This is a genomic window from Sphingobacterium cavernae (assembly GCF_008520265.1).
Classification (GTDB): domain Bacteria; phylum Bacteroidota; class Bacteroidia; order Sphingobacteriales; family Sphingobacteriaceae; genus Sphingobacterium; species Sphingobacterium cavernae.
In genome coordinates this window covers 244,471-261,812 of record NZ_VIQM01000025.1, presented here as the reverse complement: position 1 = coordinate 261,812, position 17,342 = coordinate 244,471, and the positions used below count along the sequence as shown (strand labels likewise).

The 17,342-nt window shown below is 35.7% G+C and carries 17 protein-coding genes and 2 tRNA genes; 11 read left to right on the top strand and 8 right to left on the bottom strand.

All coding sequences use genetic code 11. The features are described from left to right. Positions 1 to 80: 80 nt before the first annotated feature. From htpG to FLS47_RS05025, 6 genes are all read left to right on the top strand, one after another. A complete protein-coding gene (gene htpG / locus FLS47_RS05045) occupies positions 81 to 1,970 on the top strand; it encodes a molecular chaperone HtpG (RefSeq protein WP_149913293.1) in 1,890 nt (629 codons plus the stop codon). A 115-nt stretch (positions 1,971 to 2,085) separates the two neighbouring features. After that, positions 2,086 to 2,159: transfer RNA gene (locus tag FLS47_RS05040), tRNA-His, on the top strand. 230 nt (positions 2,160 to 2,389) lie between these two features. Next, a tRNA-His gene (locus FLS47_RS05035) sits at positions 2,390 to 2,463 on the top strand. Between the two features lie 466 nt (positions 2,464 to 2,929). After that, positions 2,930 to 3,064, top strand: coding sequence for a hypothetical protein (locus FLS47_RS18750; RefSeq protein ID WP_262713853.1), 135 nt, complete (start codon positions 2,930 to 2,932; stop codon positions 3,062 to 3,064). A gap of 21 nt (positions 3,065 to 3,085) precedes the next feature. Continuing rightward, entirely contained in the window at positions 3,086 to 3,700 is a 615-nt protein-coding gene (locus FLS47_RS05030; RefSeq protein ID WP_149913292.1) for a hypothetical protein, read from the top strand. Between the two features lie 20 nt (positions 3,701 to 3,720). Further along, a complete protein-coding gene (locus FLS47_RS05025; protein ID WP_149913291.1) occupies positions 3,721 to 4,887 on the top strand; it encodes a hypothetical protein in 1,167 nt (388 codons plus the stop codon). A gap of 85 nt (positions 4,888 to 4,972) precedes the next feature. Here the strand turns inward: FLS47_RS05025 and FLS47_RS05020 are convergent, their stop codons facing one another. Then, a complete protein-coding gene (locus FLS47_RS05020; protein WP_149913290.1) occupies positions 4,973 to 5,533 on the bottom strand; it encodes a YqgE/AlgH family protein in 561 nt (186 codons plus the stop codon). A gap of 140 nt (positions 5,534 to 5,673) precedes the next feature. Here FLS47_RS05020 and pdxH point away from each other — a divergent pair, with 140 nt between their 5' ends. The 4 genes from pdxH (at position 5,674) to FLS47_RS05000 (ending at position 9,535) form a co-directional block, all read left to right on the top strand. Then, positions 5,674 to 6,327: a pyridoxamine 5'-phosphate oxidase gene (gene pdxH, locus FLS47_RS05015; protein ID WP_149913289.1), complete on the top strand. Its 654-nt coding sequence runs from the start codon at positions 5,674 to 5,676 to the stop codon at positions 6,325 to 6,327. After that, complete coding sequence (locus FLS47_RS05010; RefSeq protein ID WP_149913288.1) at positions 6,324 to 6,821, top strand: NADH-quinone oxidoreductase subunit C; 498 nt, start codon at positions 6,324 to 6,326, stop codon at positions 6,819 to 6,821. Before pdxH ends, FLS47_RS05010 begins: the two co-directional genes overlap by 4 nt. A gap of 1 nt (position 6,822) precedes the next feature. Further along, positions 6,823 to 8,016: an NADH-quinone oxidoreductase subunit D gene (locus FLS47_RS05005; protein WP_149913287.1), complete on the top strand. Its 1,194-nt coding sequence runs from the start codon at positions 6,823 to 6,825 to the stop codon at positions 8,014 to 8,016. A gap of 232 nt (positions 8,017 to 8,248) precedes the next feature. After that, the gene (locus FLS47_RS05000; RefSeq protein ID WP_188347356.1) at positions 8,249 to 9,535 is read left to right on the top strand and encodes a PDZ domain-containing protein; all 1,287 of its coding nucleotides are present in this window, start codon (positions 8,249 to 8,251) and stop codon (positions 9,533 to 9,535) included. 42 nt (positions 9,536 to 9,577) lie between these two features. Here FLS47_RS05000 and FLS47_RS04995 read toward each other — a convergent pair whose 3' ends face one another. The 7 genes from FLS47_RS04995 to FLS47_RS04965 form a co-directional block, all read right to left on the bottom strand. Next, positions 9,578 to 11,140 (bottom strand): carboxylesterase/lipase family protein, encoded by a 1,563-nt coding sequence (locus FLS47_RS04995; RefSeq protein ID WP_149913285.1) that lies wholly within the window; start codon positions 11,138 to 11,140, stop codon positions 9,578 to 9,580. 179 nt (positions 11,141 to 11,319) lie between these two features. Further along, positions 11,320 to 12,708, bottom strand: coding sequence for a Gfo/Idh/MocA family protein (locus FLS47_RS04990; RefSeq protein ID WP_149913284.1), 1,389 nt, complete (start codon positions 12,706 to 12,708; stop codon positions 11,320 to 11,322). A 206-nt stretch (positions 12,709 to 12,914) separates the two neighbouring features. Continuing rightward, positions 12,915 to 14,069 (bottom strand): molecular chaperone DnaJ, encoded by a 1,155-nt coding sequence (gene dnaJ / locus FLS47_RS04985; RefSeq protein WP_149913283.1) that lies wholly within the window; start codon positions 14,067 to 14,069, stop codon positions 12,915 to 12,917. 11 nt (positions 14,070 to 14,080) lie between these two features. Next, complete coding sequence (locus tag FLS47_RS04980) at positions 14,081 to 14,680, bottom strand: nucleotide exchange factor GrpE (protein ID WP_223225132.1); 600 nt, start codon at positions 14,678 to 14,680, stop codon at positions 14,081 to 14,083. An 82-nt stretch (positions 14,681 to 14,762) separates the two neighbouring features. Beyond that, complete coding sequence (locus FLS47_RS04975; RefSeq protein ID WP_149913282.1) at positions 14,763 to 15,443, bottom strand: cell division ATP-binding protein FtsE; 681 nt, start codon at positions 15,441 to 15,443, stop codon at positions 14,763 to 14,765. 5 nt (positions 15,444 to 15,448) lie between these two features. Continuing rightward, positions 15,449 to 15,652 (bottom strand): fructose-6-phosphate aldolase, encoded by a 204-nt coding sequence (locus FLS47_RS04970; RefSeq protein WP_149913281.1) that lies wholly within the window; start codon positions 15,650 to 15,652, stop codon positions 15,449 to 15,451. Between the two features lie 60 nt (positions 15,653 to 15,712). Further along, on the bottom strand, positions 15,713 to 16,726 hold the full coding sequence (locus FLS47_RS04965; RefSeq protein ID WP_149913280.1) for an acyl-CoA reductase: 1,014 nt from the start codon (positions 16,724 to 16,726) through the stop codon (positions 15,713 to 15,715). Positions 16,727 to 16,891: 165 nt separating this feature from the next. Here FLS47_RS04965 and FLS47_RS04960 point away from each other — a divergent pair, with 165 nt between their 5' ends. Further along, positions 16,892 to 17,242: a 4Fe-4S dicluster domain-containing protein gene (locus FLS47_RS04960; protein WP_149913279.1), complete on the top strand. Its 351-nt coding sequence runs from the start codon at positions 16,892 to 16,894 to the stop codon at positions 17,240 to 17,242. The last annotated feature ends 100 nt before the right edge of the window (positions 17,243 to 17,342 follow it).

The following is a 17,342-nucleotide window of genomic DNA, read 5'->3' as shown; positions in this document are numbered from 1 at the left end:
CAAAATGTCTTAAAGAATTCTTTTGGAACGTGCATTGATAAATCTTCTGTGTAAATTTTAAACTGATAAATTAAAAATATATGAGCACAGAAAAAGGCACTATTTCGATTCACACCGAGAATATTTTTCCGGTTATCAAAAAATTCCTTTATTCAGATAATGAGATTTTCTTACGGGAGTTAGTTTCTAACGCGGTAGATGCTTCACAAAAAATCAAACGTCTTTCTTCATTAGGTCAATTCAATGGCGAAGTAGGCGATTTGGTTGTAGATGTGAACTTTGACGAAACGGCGAAGACTATTACCATTTCGGATAATGGTATTGGTATGACTGCTGATGAGATCAAAAAATACATCAACCAAATTGCATTCTCAGGCGCTACTGAATTTATGGAGAAATTCAAAGAGGCTAATGATGCAAATGAAATTATTGGTCGCTTTGGTTTAGGTTTCTACTCGGCATTTATGGTGGCGGACAAAGTAGAGATTGACTCTTTATCGTACCAAGATGGGGCTGAAGCTGCGCATTGGGTGTGTGATGGTAGTACATCATACGAAATCTCAGCAGGAACACGTACTAAGCGAGGTACAGATGTAATCTTGCACATCAACGAAGATTCAAAAGAGTTCTTAAGCAAATTCAGATTACAAGAAATCTTAGATAAATACGCTAAATTCTTACCTGTACAAGTTCGTTTCGGAACAAAAACATCTTCTGAACCAGATGGTGAAGACGAAGAAGGTAAACCAAAATACAAATCAGTAGAAGTTGATAATATTATCAATAATACCAATCCGGCATGGACAAAAGCGCCTTCGGAATTAAAAGACGAAGATTATTTGGCTTTCTACCGTGAATTGTATCCAAATACATTTGACGAGCCTTTATTCTGGATTCACTTGAATGTAGATTATCCGTTCAACTTAACAGGTATCTTATATTTCCCTAAAATAAAGAATGAATTAGAAATCCAACGCAATAAAATCAAATTGTACTCACGTCAGGTATTTATCACGGATGAGGTGAAGGATATCGTTCCTGAATATTTGATGTTGCTGCACGGTGTGATTGATTCACCAGATATTCCGTTGAACGTATCGCGTTCATTCTTGCAAGCGGATGGCAATGTAAAGAAAATCAGTAATTATATTACGAAGAAAGTAGCTGACAAATTGCAAGAAATCTTCAAAACAGATCGTAAAGGTTTTGAAGAAAAATGGAACGACATCGGTTTATTCATCAAATACGGTATGTTGAGCGAGGAGAAATTTGCGGAGAAAGCGAATGAATTCTGCTTGGTGAAAAATACCGAAGGTGAAAATTATACAATCAAAGAATACTACGAAAAGGTAAAAGATATCAATGCGGACAAAGACGGGAATATAGTTTATCTATACACTTCGGATGCCGCGCAACAAGATGGTTTTATCGCCAATGCGAAAGCTAAAGGGTATGATGTATTGGTATTGGATGGGCCTCTAGATACACACTTTGCAGCGTACTTAGAGCAAAAAGGTGGCGAGAAAGTTCAATTGAAGCGTGTAGATTCTGATGTTATCGATAAATTGATCCAAAAAGATGAAAAAATTGAGTTAACACTATCTGAAGAAGAAAGCAAAAAAGCTTCTGAACTATTTACAAAAGCAATCAGCCGTACGGATATGAATGTACAGGTAGAAGCTTTAGCAGCAGACGAATTGCCTGTGTCAGTGACTTTGGATGAGTTTATGCGTCGTATGAAAGATATGGCTAAAACAGGTGGCGGTATGGGCTTCTATGGCAATTTACCAGACAACTATAAAGTAACAGTGAATGGCAACCATCCATTAGTAAAACGCATCGTTGAAAGCTCAGAAGAAGAAGCTGAGAAATTTGCAAAACAAGCTTTCGATTTGGCTTTATTGTCCCGTGGATTGCTTACTGGAGCGGATTTAACTTCGTTTGTTAAGCGTAGTGTAGATATGATTTAATCAGCTCGTAAAAATAACGGCTTAATCCTCATTATGTTATTGCATAATGAGGATTTTTTGTATAGAAATATTTGCATAGAATAGGGTTTTATACTACTTTTGTAGGACAAACACGGTAGGTATAGCTCAGTTGGTTAGAGCACTAGATTGTGGTTCTAGGGGTCGTGGGTTCGAGCCCCATTACTTACCCGCTTCTAAAGGCTTCTCAGTAATGAGAGGCTTTTTTTATTAGTATTAGCGTTGATATTTTCTTAAGGGAGATTTAACTATATAATTTTATACTATCTTGTCAATCTCGTTGAAAATTGAGTCATTCATTTTATATGTGTTTACTACAAAGATGATTTCTTGGTAATAAATATTTGAATCCATATTTGCAATGAAACCATTTTTTACTATCTTTGCGACATCAAAATTTGGTAGGTATAGCTCAGTTGGTTAGAGCACTAGATTGTGGTTCTAGGGGTCGTGGGTTCGAGCCCCATTACTTACCCATAAAGCTTCAAGTTTTCTTGAAGCTTTTATTGTTTTATAAGTGTTAAACTAGTTTAGTTGGTTTATGTAATTCATATTTATGGATTTATCTCGCTGATTTTCTCACCAAATAGCAATTTTGTTCACGGTAAAAATCTTTTGTATTTTGAAAATAATAATAAAGTTTATCCGTTTTTTTCTCGTTGATTATAAAAAATATTAACTGACTTTCAGTAGTTTATATTTATTTTGGTTAATCTTTGAAAAAATATTTCATAAACTGAATTCTAAGTAAAAATATTTTATTAAATTTAATATAGTACAATATACATCGCCTATATTATCTGCTGCTAGTTATATTAATTTTGCCTAAAAAATTATTGCCGTAAAGTTTCATCTACCTTAATTTTTTGTTTAATAAGTTGACATCTATGGTTCAGCAAACTTTAATAAAGTCCGAATATCATCAACCAATGATATCACTTATGGCTTGTTATGTTGAAGATTCTATATGTAATGCTTCGGCTACTATCACAATTGGAGAACTTGGGCAGGAATATAGCCCTGAAATAGAAAATTGGAACGCAGGTTCATCAAGTCAGAAGTATTTAGAGTTTTAATCTTAACCAATTGTAGATCGTATGAAAAATCTTTTGACCCTTAAAATTATTTTTCTTTTTTTGTGTGTTTTGGGACTTACCTCTTGTTCCAAATCAAATGTTCATGAGAAAATAACTCAGACGAATGCTATAATCCAGTTTGCGGTTTCTGGTATCACAGATGGTGATCCTTCTGCAACTACAATGAAAAAAAGAGATAATGCTATTATTCAAAATCCTATACAACATGTCATATATAAGGATTTTGAAACTTTGAATTATTATAAGGAAGGTAATTCAACTCTTTCAGTAGGAAAGAAAATGGCTTCAACAACTATGGAATCTAGGGTAAAGTATAGAGTTGAGATTTTCGAGAAAAATGGTGCTACAGAGAAGCATTGGCGCACGTTAAATTTGACTTCTAACACATTAGTATCTCTTAATGATATTGTAGGTGTTGTATATGGAAAAACTTATAAATGGTATGCTTATTCCTATAATACGATTGATAATATTAGTGTACCCGTGAAAACTTTGGAAGTTGCGATGGGTGTTAATAAGGATTTTCTATATGCTAGTAGTGAACTAACCATAAGTCAGTATGGAAATACAAGTATAAATTTACTGTTCAAAAGAAGACAGCACGTATTGCTATAGATGTAGATGCAAGGGGCGCAATGGCAAATTCAATTACTGCCTTACAGGTTGTATTTCCAGCTGGATTGTTAAAGACTGGAAATTTTAATTTAAAAGATGAAGAGGTTGTTGCTTCATCTTTGACAAATTTTTCTGTTTCAGATAATACGCTAGATTTAAATGAGATTCATAATGTTTATAATCCTGAAACATATAGAAAAAGGTTTTATCTACATTCTGTTTCGACGGTTCCTAATCAGTCTATATTAAATCTCATAGTAAATTCTCTCACTATCAATGTAGATATTGGCTTAACTTCAGGTAATTCAATTGCAAATCGCAATTTTACGGGTTCAGGAGATTTGACATTCTCTTATTCTAATGTTGCTATGGCAATTGGAAGTAGTGGGATACTCAAAATTGATCCATTGGAATCAGGACTAGCTTATTTAGGGACGACCTGGGCTAGAACCAATTTGTATAGGCATACGGAAACAGGCTTTCATCGTTACAGGTTCTATCCTCAAAATATTCAGACAAATGATCCACGCAGTTATTTTTCTTTTAAAGGTTATATTCCATTAACATTAACTGAACGTACTAAGGCAAAAGGTGCTTGTGCTCTAGTGTATCCTGCAGGAAGATGGAAGACACGTATGAAGGCTAATTTTGATGGAGTAGTAGGTACTTATGGTATTTTATCCAATACTGTAATTGGAGTATTAAATGAACTTTTATCATTATCGACGTCGAATACCAGTCCTGTGTTTGGCCCCAATGTTAATAGTGGTAATTATATTAAATATACGATAACTCCAACTTCAACGGGTAATAACTCATTCTATGATGCTCCTTCAAATATTTTGCAATTTCCACTCAATGGATTTCATGTTGTAGCTGATCTCTTAAATATATCTGGTATCACAGTATTAAATTTAAATCTTGGAACTACTTATGGAAGAAATGCTGCTTTTTGGAGCTATGAAGACGGTATAGGATTATTGGGTTTGGCGGGTTTAGGTGCCTGGGGATATTTAGGTAGAATAAGAGAATCCGTAACTATAATTGGAATTTGGCCATTATTAGATATCACATATCCAGCAGGCAGTTACGCATATGGAACAGCATCACCTATTTCTGAAGTAAATTTGTTGCCACCATTAGTTAACGTATTGTCTACGGATTTTAAAAATATAAGATGTATTTGAAATACAGCATGGGAAACAGCATCAGCATCGTCTGGGTATAATCCGGAGCCTAATTATGATTAGATTTAGGTGAAAAATACTAACATTAATTTAAATTTGGGCTCTTTGGGAAATTTGCAACATGCGCATATTTAGGACCTAAACTTATCAAAGCTTGCTTCCAAATATCTTCACCATCAGTTATGAAGGTGAGTTCGGTGCTGAATTTGTTGTGCACTGCCCAAGAATTTAGGTTGATTTCATCGTTTAATTGTCCTTCTGCCCAGCCTGAATAACCTAGAAAAAACTTGATTTCATCAGTAGATAGTAGACCTTCATTGATGAGTGTAATAGCTAAATCAAAATCGCCACCCCAATAAACATCTTGGAAAATATGCATTCCATCTGTAATCTTATCGAAAGCGCGATGTAAAAAGAATATAGCATTATTTTGAACTGGACCGCCAATGTAAAGTGGGAAATCGACTACCTCAACATCCATTACATCTGATAATAAAAGCTGCGAACGGTGATTAAGAACCATTCCAACAGTGCCATCTTCATTGTGTTCACAGAGTAATACTACTGAACGTTCAAAGTTCGGGTCCAACATAAATGGTTCGGATAACAATAAACTGCCTTGTTTTGGGGTGTGCTCATTAAACATAGTGGCTTCCTGTCTTTGTTTTACTAAAACTACAAAAAAAATGATAAGCCAAAGATAAAAAAAACAGATATTTAATCGACTTTGTAGGTAGATATTTATAACGCTTTTAGTAAGTTTGTGCTAAAGTTAACGAAGGATTCATGGCGATAGAACATAAAGATATAGCAGCAATTCGGGAAGATTATTCTAAAGGTGTATTGACAGAAAAGGATACTTTAGAAAATCCATTTGGCCAGTTTCAACTGTGGTTTGATCAAGCTTTGGCTTCTGCTGTTTTAGAACCGAATGCCATGGTATTGGGGACGATTAACAAGTTGGGCTATCCATCTACGCGTGTTGTTTTGCTTAAAGATCTTAAAGCTGATGGTCTAAGTTTTTTTACGAATTATCGTAGTCAAAAAGGTCAAGATATTGAGCAAAATGCGAAAGTAAGCCTGTTGTTTTTTTGGGGAGAATTGCAGCGTCAGGTGCGGATTGAGGGAGAGGTTATTTTTTTAACAGATGAAGATTCTGACGAATACTTTGCTTCACGACCAAAAGGTAGTCAAATTGGCGCTTGGTCTTCACCGCAATCACAAGTTATTGCTGATCGATCTATACTGGAAAATCGTGTGGAAGAACTAGAACAGCATTTTAAGGAGTTGGATGAAATTCCAAGACCTAAATTTTGGGGTGGTTATTTGGTCAAACCAGTACGTTTTGAATTTTGGCAAGGCAGAAGCTCACGTTTGCATGACCGAATCGTATATAGTAAAGAAGGAGATACTTGGGTAAAAAATAGATTAGCACCATGATAGAAAATTTAGTTAAAGATTTACAACAAAGATTTGATGCAACTAAAATCCAATTCGTAGAAGGTACGAAGCAGCATACTATTGTGGTGGATGCATCGGTATTGGTGGAAGTATGTCTTTATTTACGAGACTCATCAACTTACTATTTTGATTTCTTGGCTAATATTACAGCTGTGGACTATTTTCCCGAAAATCGTTTCGCAGTGGTGTATCATTTGGCTTCATTACCGTACCAAACCCAGTTGACCCTGCGTGTAGAATTACCTGTAGCTAACCGTGACGCAGATAATTTGCCTGAGGTTCCTTCCGTGAGTGCTGTATGGCGTACAGCTGATTGGCATGAACGCGAAGCATTTGATTTAATGGGAATTTATTTTACGGATCACCCTGATTTACGACGCATTCTATTACCCGATGATTGGGAAGGTTTTCCATTGCGTAAAGATTATGAAGATGCTGAATATTATCACGGAATTCCAATAAAAGGACAATAATATGCTGGAAAAATATAACCAAGCCTATCAAAGATACATAGATAAAATTGCTAGTGTCGGTTCGACCGAAATGGTGATAAATATGGGACCTCAGCATCCCTCTACTCACGGTGTTCTACGACTGGAGCTGATCACAGATGGTGAAATAGTCAAAGATATTGTGCCACATTTGGGATATCTGCATCGTTGTTTTGACAAGCATGCCGAGTCTATGAATTATGGTAAATCTATTCCTTTCACCGATCGTTTGGATTATTTGGCATCGATGAATAACAGCCACAGTTTTGTGATGGGTGTAGAGCGAATGCTTGGAATCGAAGATAAATTGCCTAAGCGTGTAGAATACATTCGTGTCTTGGTTTGTGAATTGAATCGTATAGCTTCGCATTTAATTGCAATTGGAACTTACGGTATAGATATTGGTGCTTTTACTCCTTTCTTATGGTGTTTTCGCGATCGCGAACACATAATGAACATGTTGGAATGGGCTTCAGGGTCACGTATGCTATACAACTATATTTGGGTTGGTGGTTTGTTTTATGATTTACCTGTTGGTTTTGAAGAGCGTTGCAAGGATTTTGTGAAATATTTCAAACCGAAGTTGGATGAATTGGACGAGTTGCTTACAAACAATGAAATTTTTATTCAACGTACGGCAAATATTGGCGTTTTGCCTGCTGATGTAGCGATCAATTTTGGTTGTTCGGGGCCAATGTTGCGCGCAAGTGGTATCAAGTGGGATTTGAGGAGGGTAGATGGCTATTCTGTGTATCCTGAATTGGAATTTGATATTCCGGTAGGAAAAGGAAGCATGGGAACGCTCGGCGACTGTTGGGATCGCTATAAGGTTCGTGTTGACGAAGTGCGTGAATCGCTTAAAATAATTGAACAATGTATTGATCGACTAATGTCGGACTTTGCGCGTTTGCCGAATTTTGATCCGCGTGCGTTGGTTCCTAAAAAAGTCAATTTGAAATCCCAATCGTATTATGTACGTGCAGAAAATCCGAAAGGAGAGTTGGGTTTCTATTTCGAGACACAAGACAAAACAGACATTCCAAGGCGTGTGAAGGCGCGTGGACCAAGTTTTAATAATTTATCTGTTCTACCCGAATTGGGAAAAGGTGTTTTAATAGCAGATTTAATAGCCATATTAGGATCCATTGATATTGTTTTGGGTGAAGTGGATAGATAATCAATAAAAACGCAAAAAAACGCATAATAAATTTGCATAGTAAACTAAATTATGTATTTTTGTAGTCTCATAATTTAAGTTTATAATTGGTTAATAGGAGAGTCTATCGCAGCCCTGCGGTAGGCTCTTTCTTTTTTGCTAGATACTGTGGTCAATTTTTTTTATATTCAATTGTTTAAATGAGTGTAAATTTATGAGACCGCTGCTTATATTTCTTTTCTATATAGTGTATATGCAGTCGAACTATGCCCAACTCTGGCATTTGCCCGATGAGAAGAAAAAGGAAACAATTCCATTTGAATTAATTAATAATATGATCATTGTTTCTGTCAAACTGAATACTGAAACATTGTCATTTATTTTGGATAATGGGGTTAAGGAAACTCTTTTATTTGGAGAGGTTGACTCTTTGCGACTCAAAAATACTTCAGCTTTTTATTTTCAAGGATTTGGAGTAGGTCAACCCATAAAAGGATTGATGTCTCGACACAATGTATTGGAGGTAGGAAATATTGTAGACACAAGTCATCATCTGTATGTCATTACGGACACCGCTTTTAATCTTTCTAAAAATATCGGTGTTCATATTCACGGTATATTGGGGAGCTCATTTTTTAGAAATAGCGTATTAGCGTTAGATTTCATCAAAAAGAAAATTAGTTTTTCAAGGGATGTGAATGATTTGGATGTAAAACTTTCAAAATATAAATCTTATCCGATTTCTATTGAAAATGACCGTGCATACACATATGTCGCACTCAAAGCAGGCAATCAATCCTATGAACAACAAAAGCTATTGCTAGATCTAGGGAATTCGGATCCCATGATGCTTTTTGAGCGCGAAATGCATGATTACACTATTCATAAGCCCTTTATACGCGATTACCTAGGCTTTGGATTTAATGGCGCTGTCTTTGGTTTGAAGAATAGGATTGATGCAATGACGCTAGGCGATTATAAGGTGAGTCTTCCAATTGTTTCTTACCCGGATAGCTTAAGTTATGATTCCAATAAATTAGCTAAGAATAGAGTTGGTTCTGTGGGTAATCAGATATTGAGTAGATTCTACGTCATATTTGACTATCCCAATAACAGAATTTACCTACGTACAAATAGAAATTTTCGAAAGCCCTATACAATTGATATGAGTGGATTAGAAGTTGTACATGAAGGTTTTGAGTTTGTAAAACATCGAATAACAAATTTTTCGAGAGGTACAGAGCAAGGCGGTACAACCATTAATTTCAGCACTGAAGTTAATTATTTGATTGAATTGCATGCGAATTATGTGATTGATCAGGTTCGTCCTAATTCTCCTGCCGAACGAGCAGGCGTAAGAGTTGGAGACAAGTTACTTCGCATAAACGGTCGTAAGGTCGGTAAAATGAAATTGCAGGATATTAAACAAAAATTGCAAGCTGGACAGGACAAGTCAGTACGAATTGAAATTGAACGAGCCGACCATAAAAAAATATTAGAATTTAGATTGGAAGATCCGTTGGCGATTATAAACAACTAATTAGGAAAATCAGTTCTCCTAATTAGTTGCAAAATATAAAGGTTAATTAAGTGGTTTCATAAACTGCATTAATGCTTTATCGTGATTGTTTACTATTCTAGATTCGGTATCAAAATACATAGTAACGCCATTTTCTGCTGTATATGGATCCCATTTAGGTAATACACCATCTACATTTGGATTCCCATGTTTTGCGAAATTGATCCAAGCTGAACTCATTTTATCCGATAGTTTCCAAGCTTCATCTGTATTGCCAGTCCAGTCTGGTCTTAAATCTACATTATAAAATGCTAATGGAATATCAAGACCGTGGAAAGAACCTTTAGTCGAATCTTCAACGCCACTTTTCCATGCTAAGAAGTATGCGTACACAGGAGCAGTAGTTTCTTTGGATCTTGCATCCGCTGTACGAATGGTGTAAGGTCTAAATACTACATCAACAGATAATAAATCTTGTGGAGTGAAGTCCGGATAAGCAGCTTTATAAAATTCGACAAATTCATCTGTTTTTTCACCGTATGTTTTTTCAAGACGTTTTTTCGCTTCCTCTAATGTCAAATTCTTTTCAGCATATGCTACAGGCATCATTTCATTCAATGTAGAACCAATCAATACAGGTATATCTTTTGAAATATCTGCAAATCCAGGACTAAACGGTTGTTGTAATAACACATCACCATCTGCTGAAGGAGCAAAGCCAAACATCATGGATGACCCAGGTATGCGTGGTCCACCATTTAATTGTTGTATTGCTTCATTACCTGCTTTAACAAGTCTAAAATAGTCGACAGTATCCAGTTTGTTAAGCTCATTGTTTCTGATTCCTAGTTTTTCTAAAACAGCTTTGCCAAGCGCTTGTGATTTTTCTTTATTCATCGTATTCACGATCGTACCACTTTGGATAATTGCTTTGTGAAATAAGCCTTTTGCTGAAGGCATACACATTAATGTGCCCACTTTACCGCCACCACCTGATTCACCTACAATAGTGACATCATCTGGATTTCCACCGAATTCAGCAATGTTATTTTTTACCCATTCCAATGCTTTTACAATATCTAACATGCCCGCATTTGCAGAATGTGCGTATTTGTTGTCAGCAGCAGATAAGTCTAAAAATCCTAAAATATTAAGACGGTGGTTTACTGATACAAATACGATATCGCCTTTTTTTGCCATTGCCTCACCATAGGTCATTGGGTCATTACTACTTCCGACGAAAAATCCGCCACCGTGCAACCATACCATTACAGGTCTTTTTTTCTTGTCTTTAAGACCTTGCGTCCACACATTTACACTGAATAAATTCTTTTCATCCATTGTAGAATCTGGAATCCAGGCAACAATTTGTTTAGCCACGGGTCCAAAATTTTCACATGCTAATGTGTCATTCCATTTCTCTGGATCTTGAGGTGTTTGAAAACGTTCTGCTTTGGCATAAGGAATTCCCTTAAATGCAAAAACTGTGTCTTGATAAGTTCCTTTTACGATTCCATGTGTCGTTTTGACTACGGGCTCAGTTGTACTCGTATTAGAACCACATGCTGACACCAAACAAGTGGTAAAAAGTACAAGCAAACCAAATAAATAATATGATTTTTTCATAGAAATAAGTTTATGTTTTTCAATTGGTTATTGAGCAGCAAGAAATGAAAAAATAAATATTAAGAATAGCCTTTTTTAATAAAAAATGGGTAAGAATGTAAAATATAGAGTGAATGGGAGTATTAAAGAAAATACCCCAAAATTATTTTGAGGTATTTGTAATTTTTGTTTCTGTTCATCTAACCTTTTGATGGTTTAATGCTAGTAAGGTCACCAATTTTAATTGGTTTATTTTGCTCAATACTTTTACGTGCGGCGATTCCTACTAATATGGACATTACACCGTCTTTTAATCCTGCGGTATGACGATAAGGGTCTGCAGTATTAGGTGTTTTGAATAAGTAGTCATGCATGCGTTTGTCGCCACCTCCGTGGCCTCCTCGTTCTGCAATAACATTTATGACACTGTAATCTTCCCAATTTTTATACAATATAACAGGATCAGACGTTTGATCATCGGCTAAATTTTGGTTCATTTCTTTTGCGTGCAAATCTTGCTGATTGACTTGCTCATTTTTTAGAAAAGGAATATCCAACCATGCTTCAATACGCCCTTTATGACCATTAAATGCAATTTTCCAACCTTCATAAGGAGAATAGGTAGTCAATGAATAATTCACTACAGCATTGTTCGCATATTTTATCTGAGCAGACATTTTATCATAAATATCAATCTCATTTCTGTATACACATCCGTCTCTGAAATAACCGTCATGTTTTTCATTATCCACGTACAATCTCATATCTTGATTGGACTTCGTAATATCCCAATAATATTTACATGAAGTTTTGTGTGCACAGGATCGACAGTTTGTACCTCTAAAAGGTCCGTTTTTTCCATAATGTTCTAATGAACCATACGCAAAAACTTCTTCAGGATCAGAATCCAGCCACCAGTTCAATAAGTCGAAGTGATGTGTTGCTTTGTGCACCCACAATGAGCCTCCTTCATTCATCAATCCGTGCCATCTTCGGAAATAGGATGCCCCATGATGTACATTGAGATACCAATTAAAATCAACGGATGTGATATCGCCAATAGCGCCATTTTGAATGAGTTCCTTTATTTTTGTCATATAAGGTCCCCATCTGTAGTTGAAGCCTACGATCAATTTTTTATTGGACCTTTTTTCCGCATCAATTATTCTTTGGCATTTTTTTTCATCAGTAGTCAATGGTTTTTCGGTAAGCACATCGCAACCAAAATCTAACCCTTTGACAATGAATTCATCGTGATTGGAATCTTTTGTACACACAATTACTAAGTCTGGCTTCTGATCAAGTAACATTTTGTCAAAATCAGTATACGTATTGCAACTTACACCCATATACGATTTAGCATACTTTAATCGGCCAGGATTCGAATCGGACAAACTGACAAATTCTAATTTATCCTTGTATTGCTCAATTAATCTTTTGCCCCAAAATGTAATTCCTCGGATTCCAGTTCCGACCAATGCGACTTTAAGTTTTTTAGATTGTGAAAATCCAATTAAAGGGCTCGTCATCGCTGCACCAGCTGCTAACATACTCAAAGAGTACAGAAAATCTTTACGTGAATGTCTCATAAGATAGGTTTTTATAAAAATATAATATTAACATCTAATAAGTCAATGCTTTAATGTAAAATTAATGTCTCATTTGCATGTAGGGAAATAACACTATTTGATTTAAGAATGAATTATCAGAAGATTTTTTGAGCTTTTTTAAAATAAAAATCCCTCAAAAGCATCAAGCTTATGAGGGATTTTTGATTGAATCATGTATATAATTCTTACTCGAAGTATTCTTTTATTCTTTCGAAGAATGATTTTTCACTCTTACCTGGCTGTGGTTTGAAATTAGAAGAACCTTTAAGTTTTTCTAAGATCTCACGTTCTTCTGAAGATACCGCTTTTGGTGTCCAAATATTCACATAAATCAATTGATCACCTTTGTGGTAAGAATTGACTTCTGGAATACCTTTTCCTTTTAGACGTAATATTTTACCACCCTGTGTTCCTGGATCGATTTTAATTTTAGCCTTACCATCGATAGTCGGAACTTCAACACTTGTACCTAATGCTGCATCAGCGAAATTGATGTATAGATCATAAATCACGTTAACACCATCACGTTTTAGTGATTCGTGAGGCACTTCTTCAACTAATATAATCAAGTCACCCGCAATACCACCACGAGGAGCTGCATTACCTTTACCACTCATCGACAATTGCATGCCTTCGCTCACACCAGCAGGAATGTTGATAGAAATTGTTTCTTCGCCTCTTTCTAAACCATCACCATGACAAGTTGTACATTTTCCTGTGATTTCAACACCTTCACCGTTACAAGTAGGACAAGTGCTTGTTGTTTGCATTTGACCTAAGATTGTATTGGTTACGCGTCTTACAGATCCTGCACCGCCACATGTTTTACACGTGTGGAATGAAGATTTGTCTTTTGCACCAGAGCCATCACAAGTTTTACAAACGATTTGCTTATTTACTTTAACTTTTTTCTCGACGCCTTTGGCAATTTCTTCTAAAGTCAATTTGACTTTAATACGAAGATTCGTGCCTTTTTGCACACGACGACCACCACGTGATCCGCCACCACCTCCGCCAAAGAAACTTTCGAATGGATTACCACCACCAAAAATATCACCAAATTGGCTGAATATGTCATCCATATTCATGCCACCACCAGCACCTCCAAATCCAGCAGAATTACCCGCATGACCGAATTGATCATAACGCGCTTTTTTATCCGCATTACTTAATACTTCGTAAGCTTCAGCCGCCTCTTTAAATTTTTCCTCTGCTTCCGCATTATCCGGATTTTTGTCCGGGTGATACTTAATGGCTAACTTACGGTATGCCGATTTTATTTCTGCAGCGTCAGCTTGGCGTGAGACACCAAGTACGTCATAATAATCTCTCTTTGACATCGAATTTTATATTATTGTCCGATTACCACTTTCGCGAAACGGATTACTTTATCATTTAACGTATAACCTTTTTCCACCACATCAATAACTTTATTTTTCATGTCTTCCGATGGGGAAGGAATAGCCGTTATTGCTTCTTGAAAATCTGCATCGAACGTTTCACCAACTACATTCATTTCTTTCAAACCTTCGTTTTCCAAGATTTTTCTGAACTTACTGTTAACTAATTCAACACCTTGTTTTACAGATTCCACATCTTGCGCTGTAGACATCGCATTCAGTGCTCTATCAAAATCATCTAAAACAGTTAATAATTTTGAAATCACTTTTTCACCTGCTGTTGAAATCAATTCTACGCGCTCTTTAGAAGTACGCTTTTTATAATTATCAAATTCAGCAAACAAACGCGCAAATCTGTCATTTGTCTCTGCTAATTGATTCGTTAGAATCTCTTCTTGTGATAATTCAGCAACTTCTTCCTGCGTCTCTTGCTCTTGATTGTTTTCGTTTTGTTCTAAATTCTCGTCTTGAATGTTCTCTTTTTCGTTCATCATCACACTATTTTTTAGATATTTGAATAGCTCAAATACTTTTACCAATAATTTTGCCATTATAAAAATATCCGACACCTTGTCAGTGTTTGCTGTGTCAACACTTCCAAAATGTCGGATTACATTAGTTTTGTCAGTTTATTTATATACTTACGTTGTCGTGCAGGGCGCCATCTGCCGTTTTTATTATACGGGATGGCATGTTGCGAATGATTTGGTAATCGTGTGTCGCCATCAATACAGCAGTGCCCGATGCAGCAATGTCACGTAACAACAATACAATTTCTTCGGAAGTAGATGGGTCTAAGTTTCCTGTAGGCTCATCCGCAAGAATAATCTCAGGGTCATTCAACAAGGCTCTGGCGATTACGATACGCTGCTGTTCACCACCCGAAAGTTCGTGTGGCATCTTATGCAATTTAGAACGTAAACCTACTTTTTCCAAAACATCAATCATCTTGTTTTGGATCAATTTTTTGTCTGTCCAACCCGTTGCTTTCAAAGCAAATTCTAAATTCTTCTCGATGCTACGGTCATTCAATAAGTGAAAATCTTGGAATACGATTCCTAACTTACGACGTAAGAAAGGAACGTCATTTTCTTTTAATTTTTTCAAATCAAAACCTGCCACCAATCCTTCGCCATCGGCGATATGAAGTTCGCCATAGATGATTTTCAATAATGAACTTTTACCCGATCCCGATTGACCGATTAAGTAAAGGAATTCACCATTTCCAATTTCTAAATTGACATTCGAAAGGACTAAATGTTTTTGTTGGTATATATCTACGTTTTTAAGACGTATAACTGTATTGCTTGCCATTTATATTAAAGTTCAATTTTTTTAATTTGACCAAAAGGTAACTCTTGAACAATTTTCATGATTTCTTCAGCTTTGTCTTCCAGACCAATTTTAACTAAAGATTTGTCAGGTCTATCAACTCTGAAATATGCCAATAAAGTAAATGCATCATCACGCAATTGCACATAATCAGGGATTTTAGCTACACCTTTTACTTTTATTACATACATAGATAACAAAGTTAGAATTTTTTACCAATTGCGTATCACTCAAACGCTAATATTTAACTTTTATTGATTATCTGCCAAAAATTCTAATGTATTGACACCATCCGCATACTCATCTAGCGCTGGACACTGGCTGCCACCTAATGAAAATAGGGGAGTTTCAATATTTAATGAAGCGATGGAAGTCACGCATTGAATATTTTCTTGACGTGAATTGATGTAATCCTCTACCTCAGAAAGGCTTTCATATTCTTGATAAAAAATTACCGCCAAAGGTGAAGCTATGTTTTCATCTTTCTTCAATAACAAAAATCCATTATCGTAATGCTTGTCTCCATTTACCAAATAGATTGATTTATTGTAGTCGTAATTGTTGTTGTATTTGTAATGATCTCGTATAGGGCTATATTGTTCGATTGCTTCGAAGAATGTAGCTATAGGGTATTCTTTCGGGATAAATATTTTGGAAACCGAACGACAACCTAATCCGAAATAATCGAATATATCATCGCCTAACTTGGATAATTGTTCACTATTTTCTTCGCCAGTTAATACCGCAATGGAGTTTCTGTTTTTGCGAATAATATGAGGTTTTTTACCAAAATAGTATTCAAAATAACGCGCGGTATTATTAGAGCCAGTCGCAATAACCAAATCAAAATTCGCTAAACGTTCAACGATCTGAATTTGATTTTGGAAGCGAGGTTCGATTTCCATAAGCTTATTCAAAACAAGTGTACTTAAGCCTGCATCATCCGAAGAAAGTTTGATTTGTGCTGTAAAACCTAGAATTAATGTAGAAAGTACATCGTGAAAGCCAACCAACGGAATATTTCCTGCTAATATTAATCCTACAACTTTTGAAGTATTTGTTACGTTATAAGGAGCAGTCCAAGCCTCTAGTTTATCCGTATTAAGATTTTGTCCCAATGCTTGAAACTGTTTTAATACGTTTTCTTTTGTATACCAAGGGTTACGATTCTGAATGCTTTCGATGCGCCAAATAGTGTCTTGATCCAATTGGAGCATCCATTCTCCCAACTTTTCAAATGCCTTAATTCTATCGTTCTTTGTCAAAATATGTTATTTAGAATAATTCTGATAATTTTTTGCTTTATCTTTGTTTTGTCAAATAAGTAGAAAGCCTACTAGATTTGTATACTTTTATTATGAAAGTTCAAATTCGATTTTTACTTTTGACGTTACAAAATTAGTTTATTTATTATAATTGTGAGGTTATAAATGGCGATAAAAATTACTGACGAATGCATTAATTGTGGGGCTTGTGAGCCTGAATGTCCAAATAATGCGATATATGATGCTGGTGTTCCTTGGAAATTTTCAGATGGAACGTCTTTGGATGGTGTGATTGACTTCGGTGACGGTGTTACGATTGATGCTTCTGCATCTCAAGATGCTGTATCTGACGAGGTTTACTATATTGTTTCTGACAAATGTACAGAGTGTGTTGGTTTCCATGATGAGCCACAATGTGCAGCTGTATGTCCTGTAGATTGTTGTGTAGAGGATGAGGATGTGGTAGAATCAGAAGAAGAATTATTAGCTAAGAAAGCTTGGTTACACTCTGAGTAGCATGTATATAAGTATTTTATTTAAAGGCACGATTAACTAATCGTGCCTTTTTTGTTTGTGTTACTTAGGTATTTTTATATTTTTGTTGAACATTAAAATT

Coding starts and splice junctions, on each gene's coding strand:
- htpG (WP_149913293.1), top strand. CDS start 81: ATGAGCACAGAAAAAGGCACTATTTCGATTCACACCGAGAATATTTTT.
- FLS47_RS18750 (WP_262713853.1), top strand. CDS start 2,930: ATGGCTTGTTATGTTGAAGATTCTATATGTAATGCTTCGGCTACTATC.
- FLS47_RS05030 (WP_149913292.1), top strand. CDS start 3,086: ATGAAAAATCTTTTGACCCTTAAAATTATTTTTCTTTTTTTGTGTGTT.
- FLS47_RS05025 (WP_149913291.1), top strand. CDS start 3,721: ATGGCAAATTCAATTACTGCCTTACAGGTTGTATTTCCAGCTGGATTG.
- FLS47_RS05020 (WP_149913290.1), bottom strand. CDS start 5,533: ATGTTTAATGAGCACACCCCAAAACAAGGCAGTTTATTGTTATCCGAA.
- pdxH (WP_149913289.1), top strand. CDS start 5,674: ATGGCGATAGAACATAAAGATATAGCAGCAATTCGGGAAGATTATTCT.
- FLS47_RS05010 (WP_149913288.1), top strand. CDS start 6,324: ATGATAGAAAATTTAGTTAAAGATTTACAACAAAGATTTGATGCAACT.
- FLS47_RS05005 (WP_149913287.1), top strand. CDS start 6,823: ATGCTGGAAAAATATAACCAAGCCTATCAAAGATACATAGATAAAATT.
- FLS47_RS05000 (WP_188347356.1), top strand. CDS start 8,249: ATGCAGTCGAACTATGCCCAACTCTGGCATTTGCCCGATGAGAAGAAA.
- FLS47_RS04995 (WP_149913285.1), bottom strand. CDS start 11,140: ATGAAAAAATCATATTATTTATTTGGTTTGCTTGTACTTTTTACCACT.
- FLS47_RS04990 (WP_149913284.1), bottom strand. CDS start 12,708: ATGAGACATTCACGTAAAGATTTTCTGTACTCTTTGAGTATGTTAGCA.
- dnaJ (WP_149913283.1), bottom strand. CDS start 14,069: ATGTCAAAGAGAGATTATTATGACGTACTTGGTGTCTCACGCCAAGCT.
- FLS47_RS04980 (WP_223225132.1), bottom strand. CDS start 14,680: ATGGCAAAATTATTGGTAAAAGTATTTGAGCTATTCAAATATCTAAAA.
- FLS47_RS04975 (WP_149913282.1), bottom strand. CDS start 15,443: ATGGCAAGCAATACAGTTATACGTCTTAAAAACGTAGATATATACCAA.
- FLS47_RS04970 (WP_149913281.1), bottom strand. CDS start 15,652: ATGTATGTAATAAAAGTAAAAGGTGTAGCTAAAATCCCTGATTATGTG.
- FLS47_RS04960 (WP_149913279.1), top strand. CDS start 16,892: ATGGCGATAAAAATTACTGACGAATGCATTAATTGTGGGGCTTGTGAG.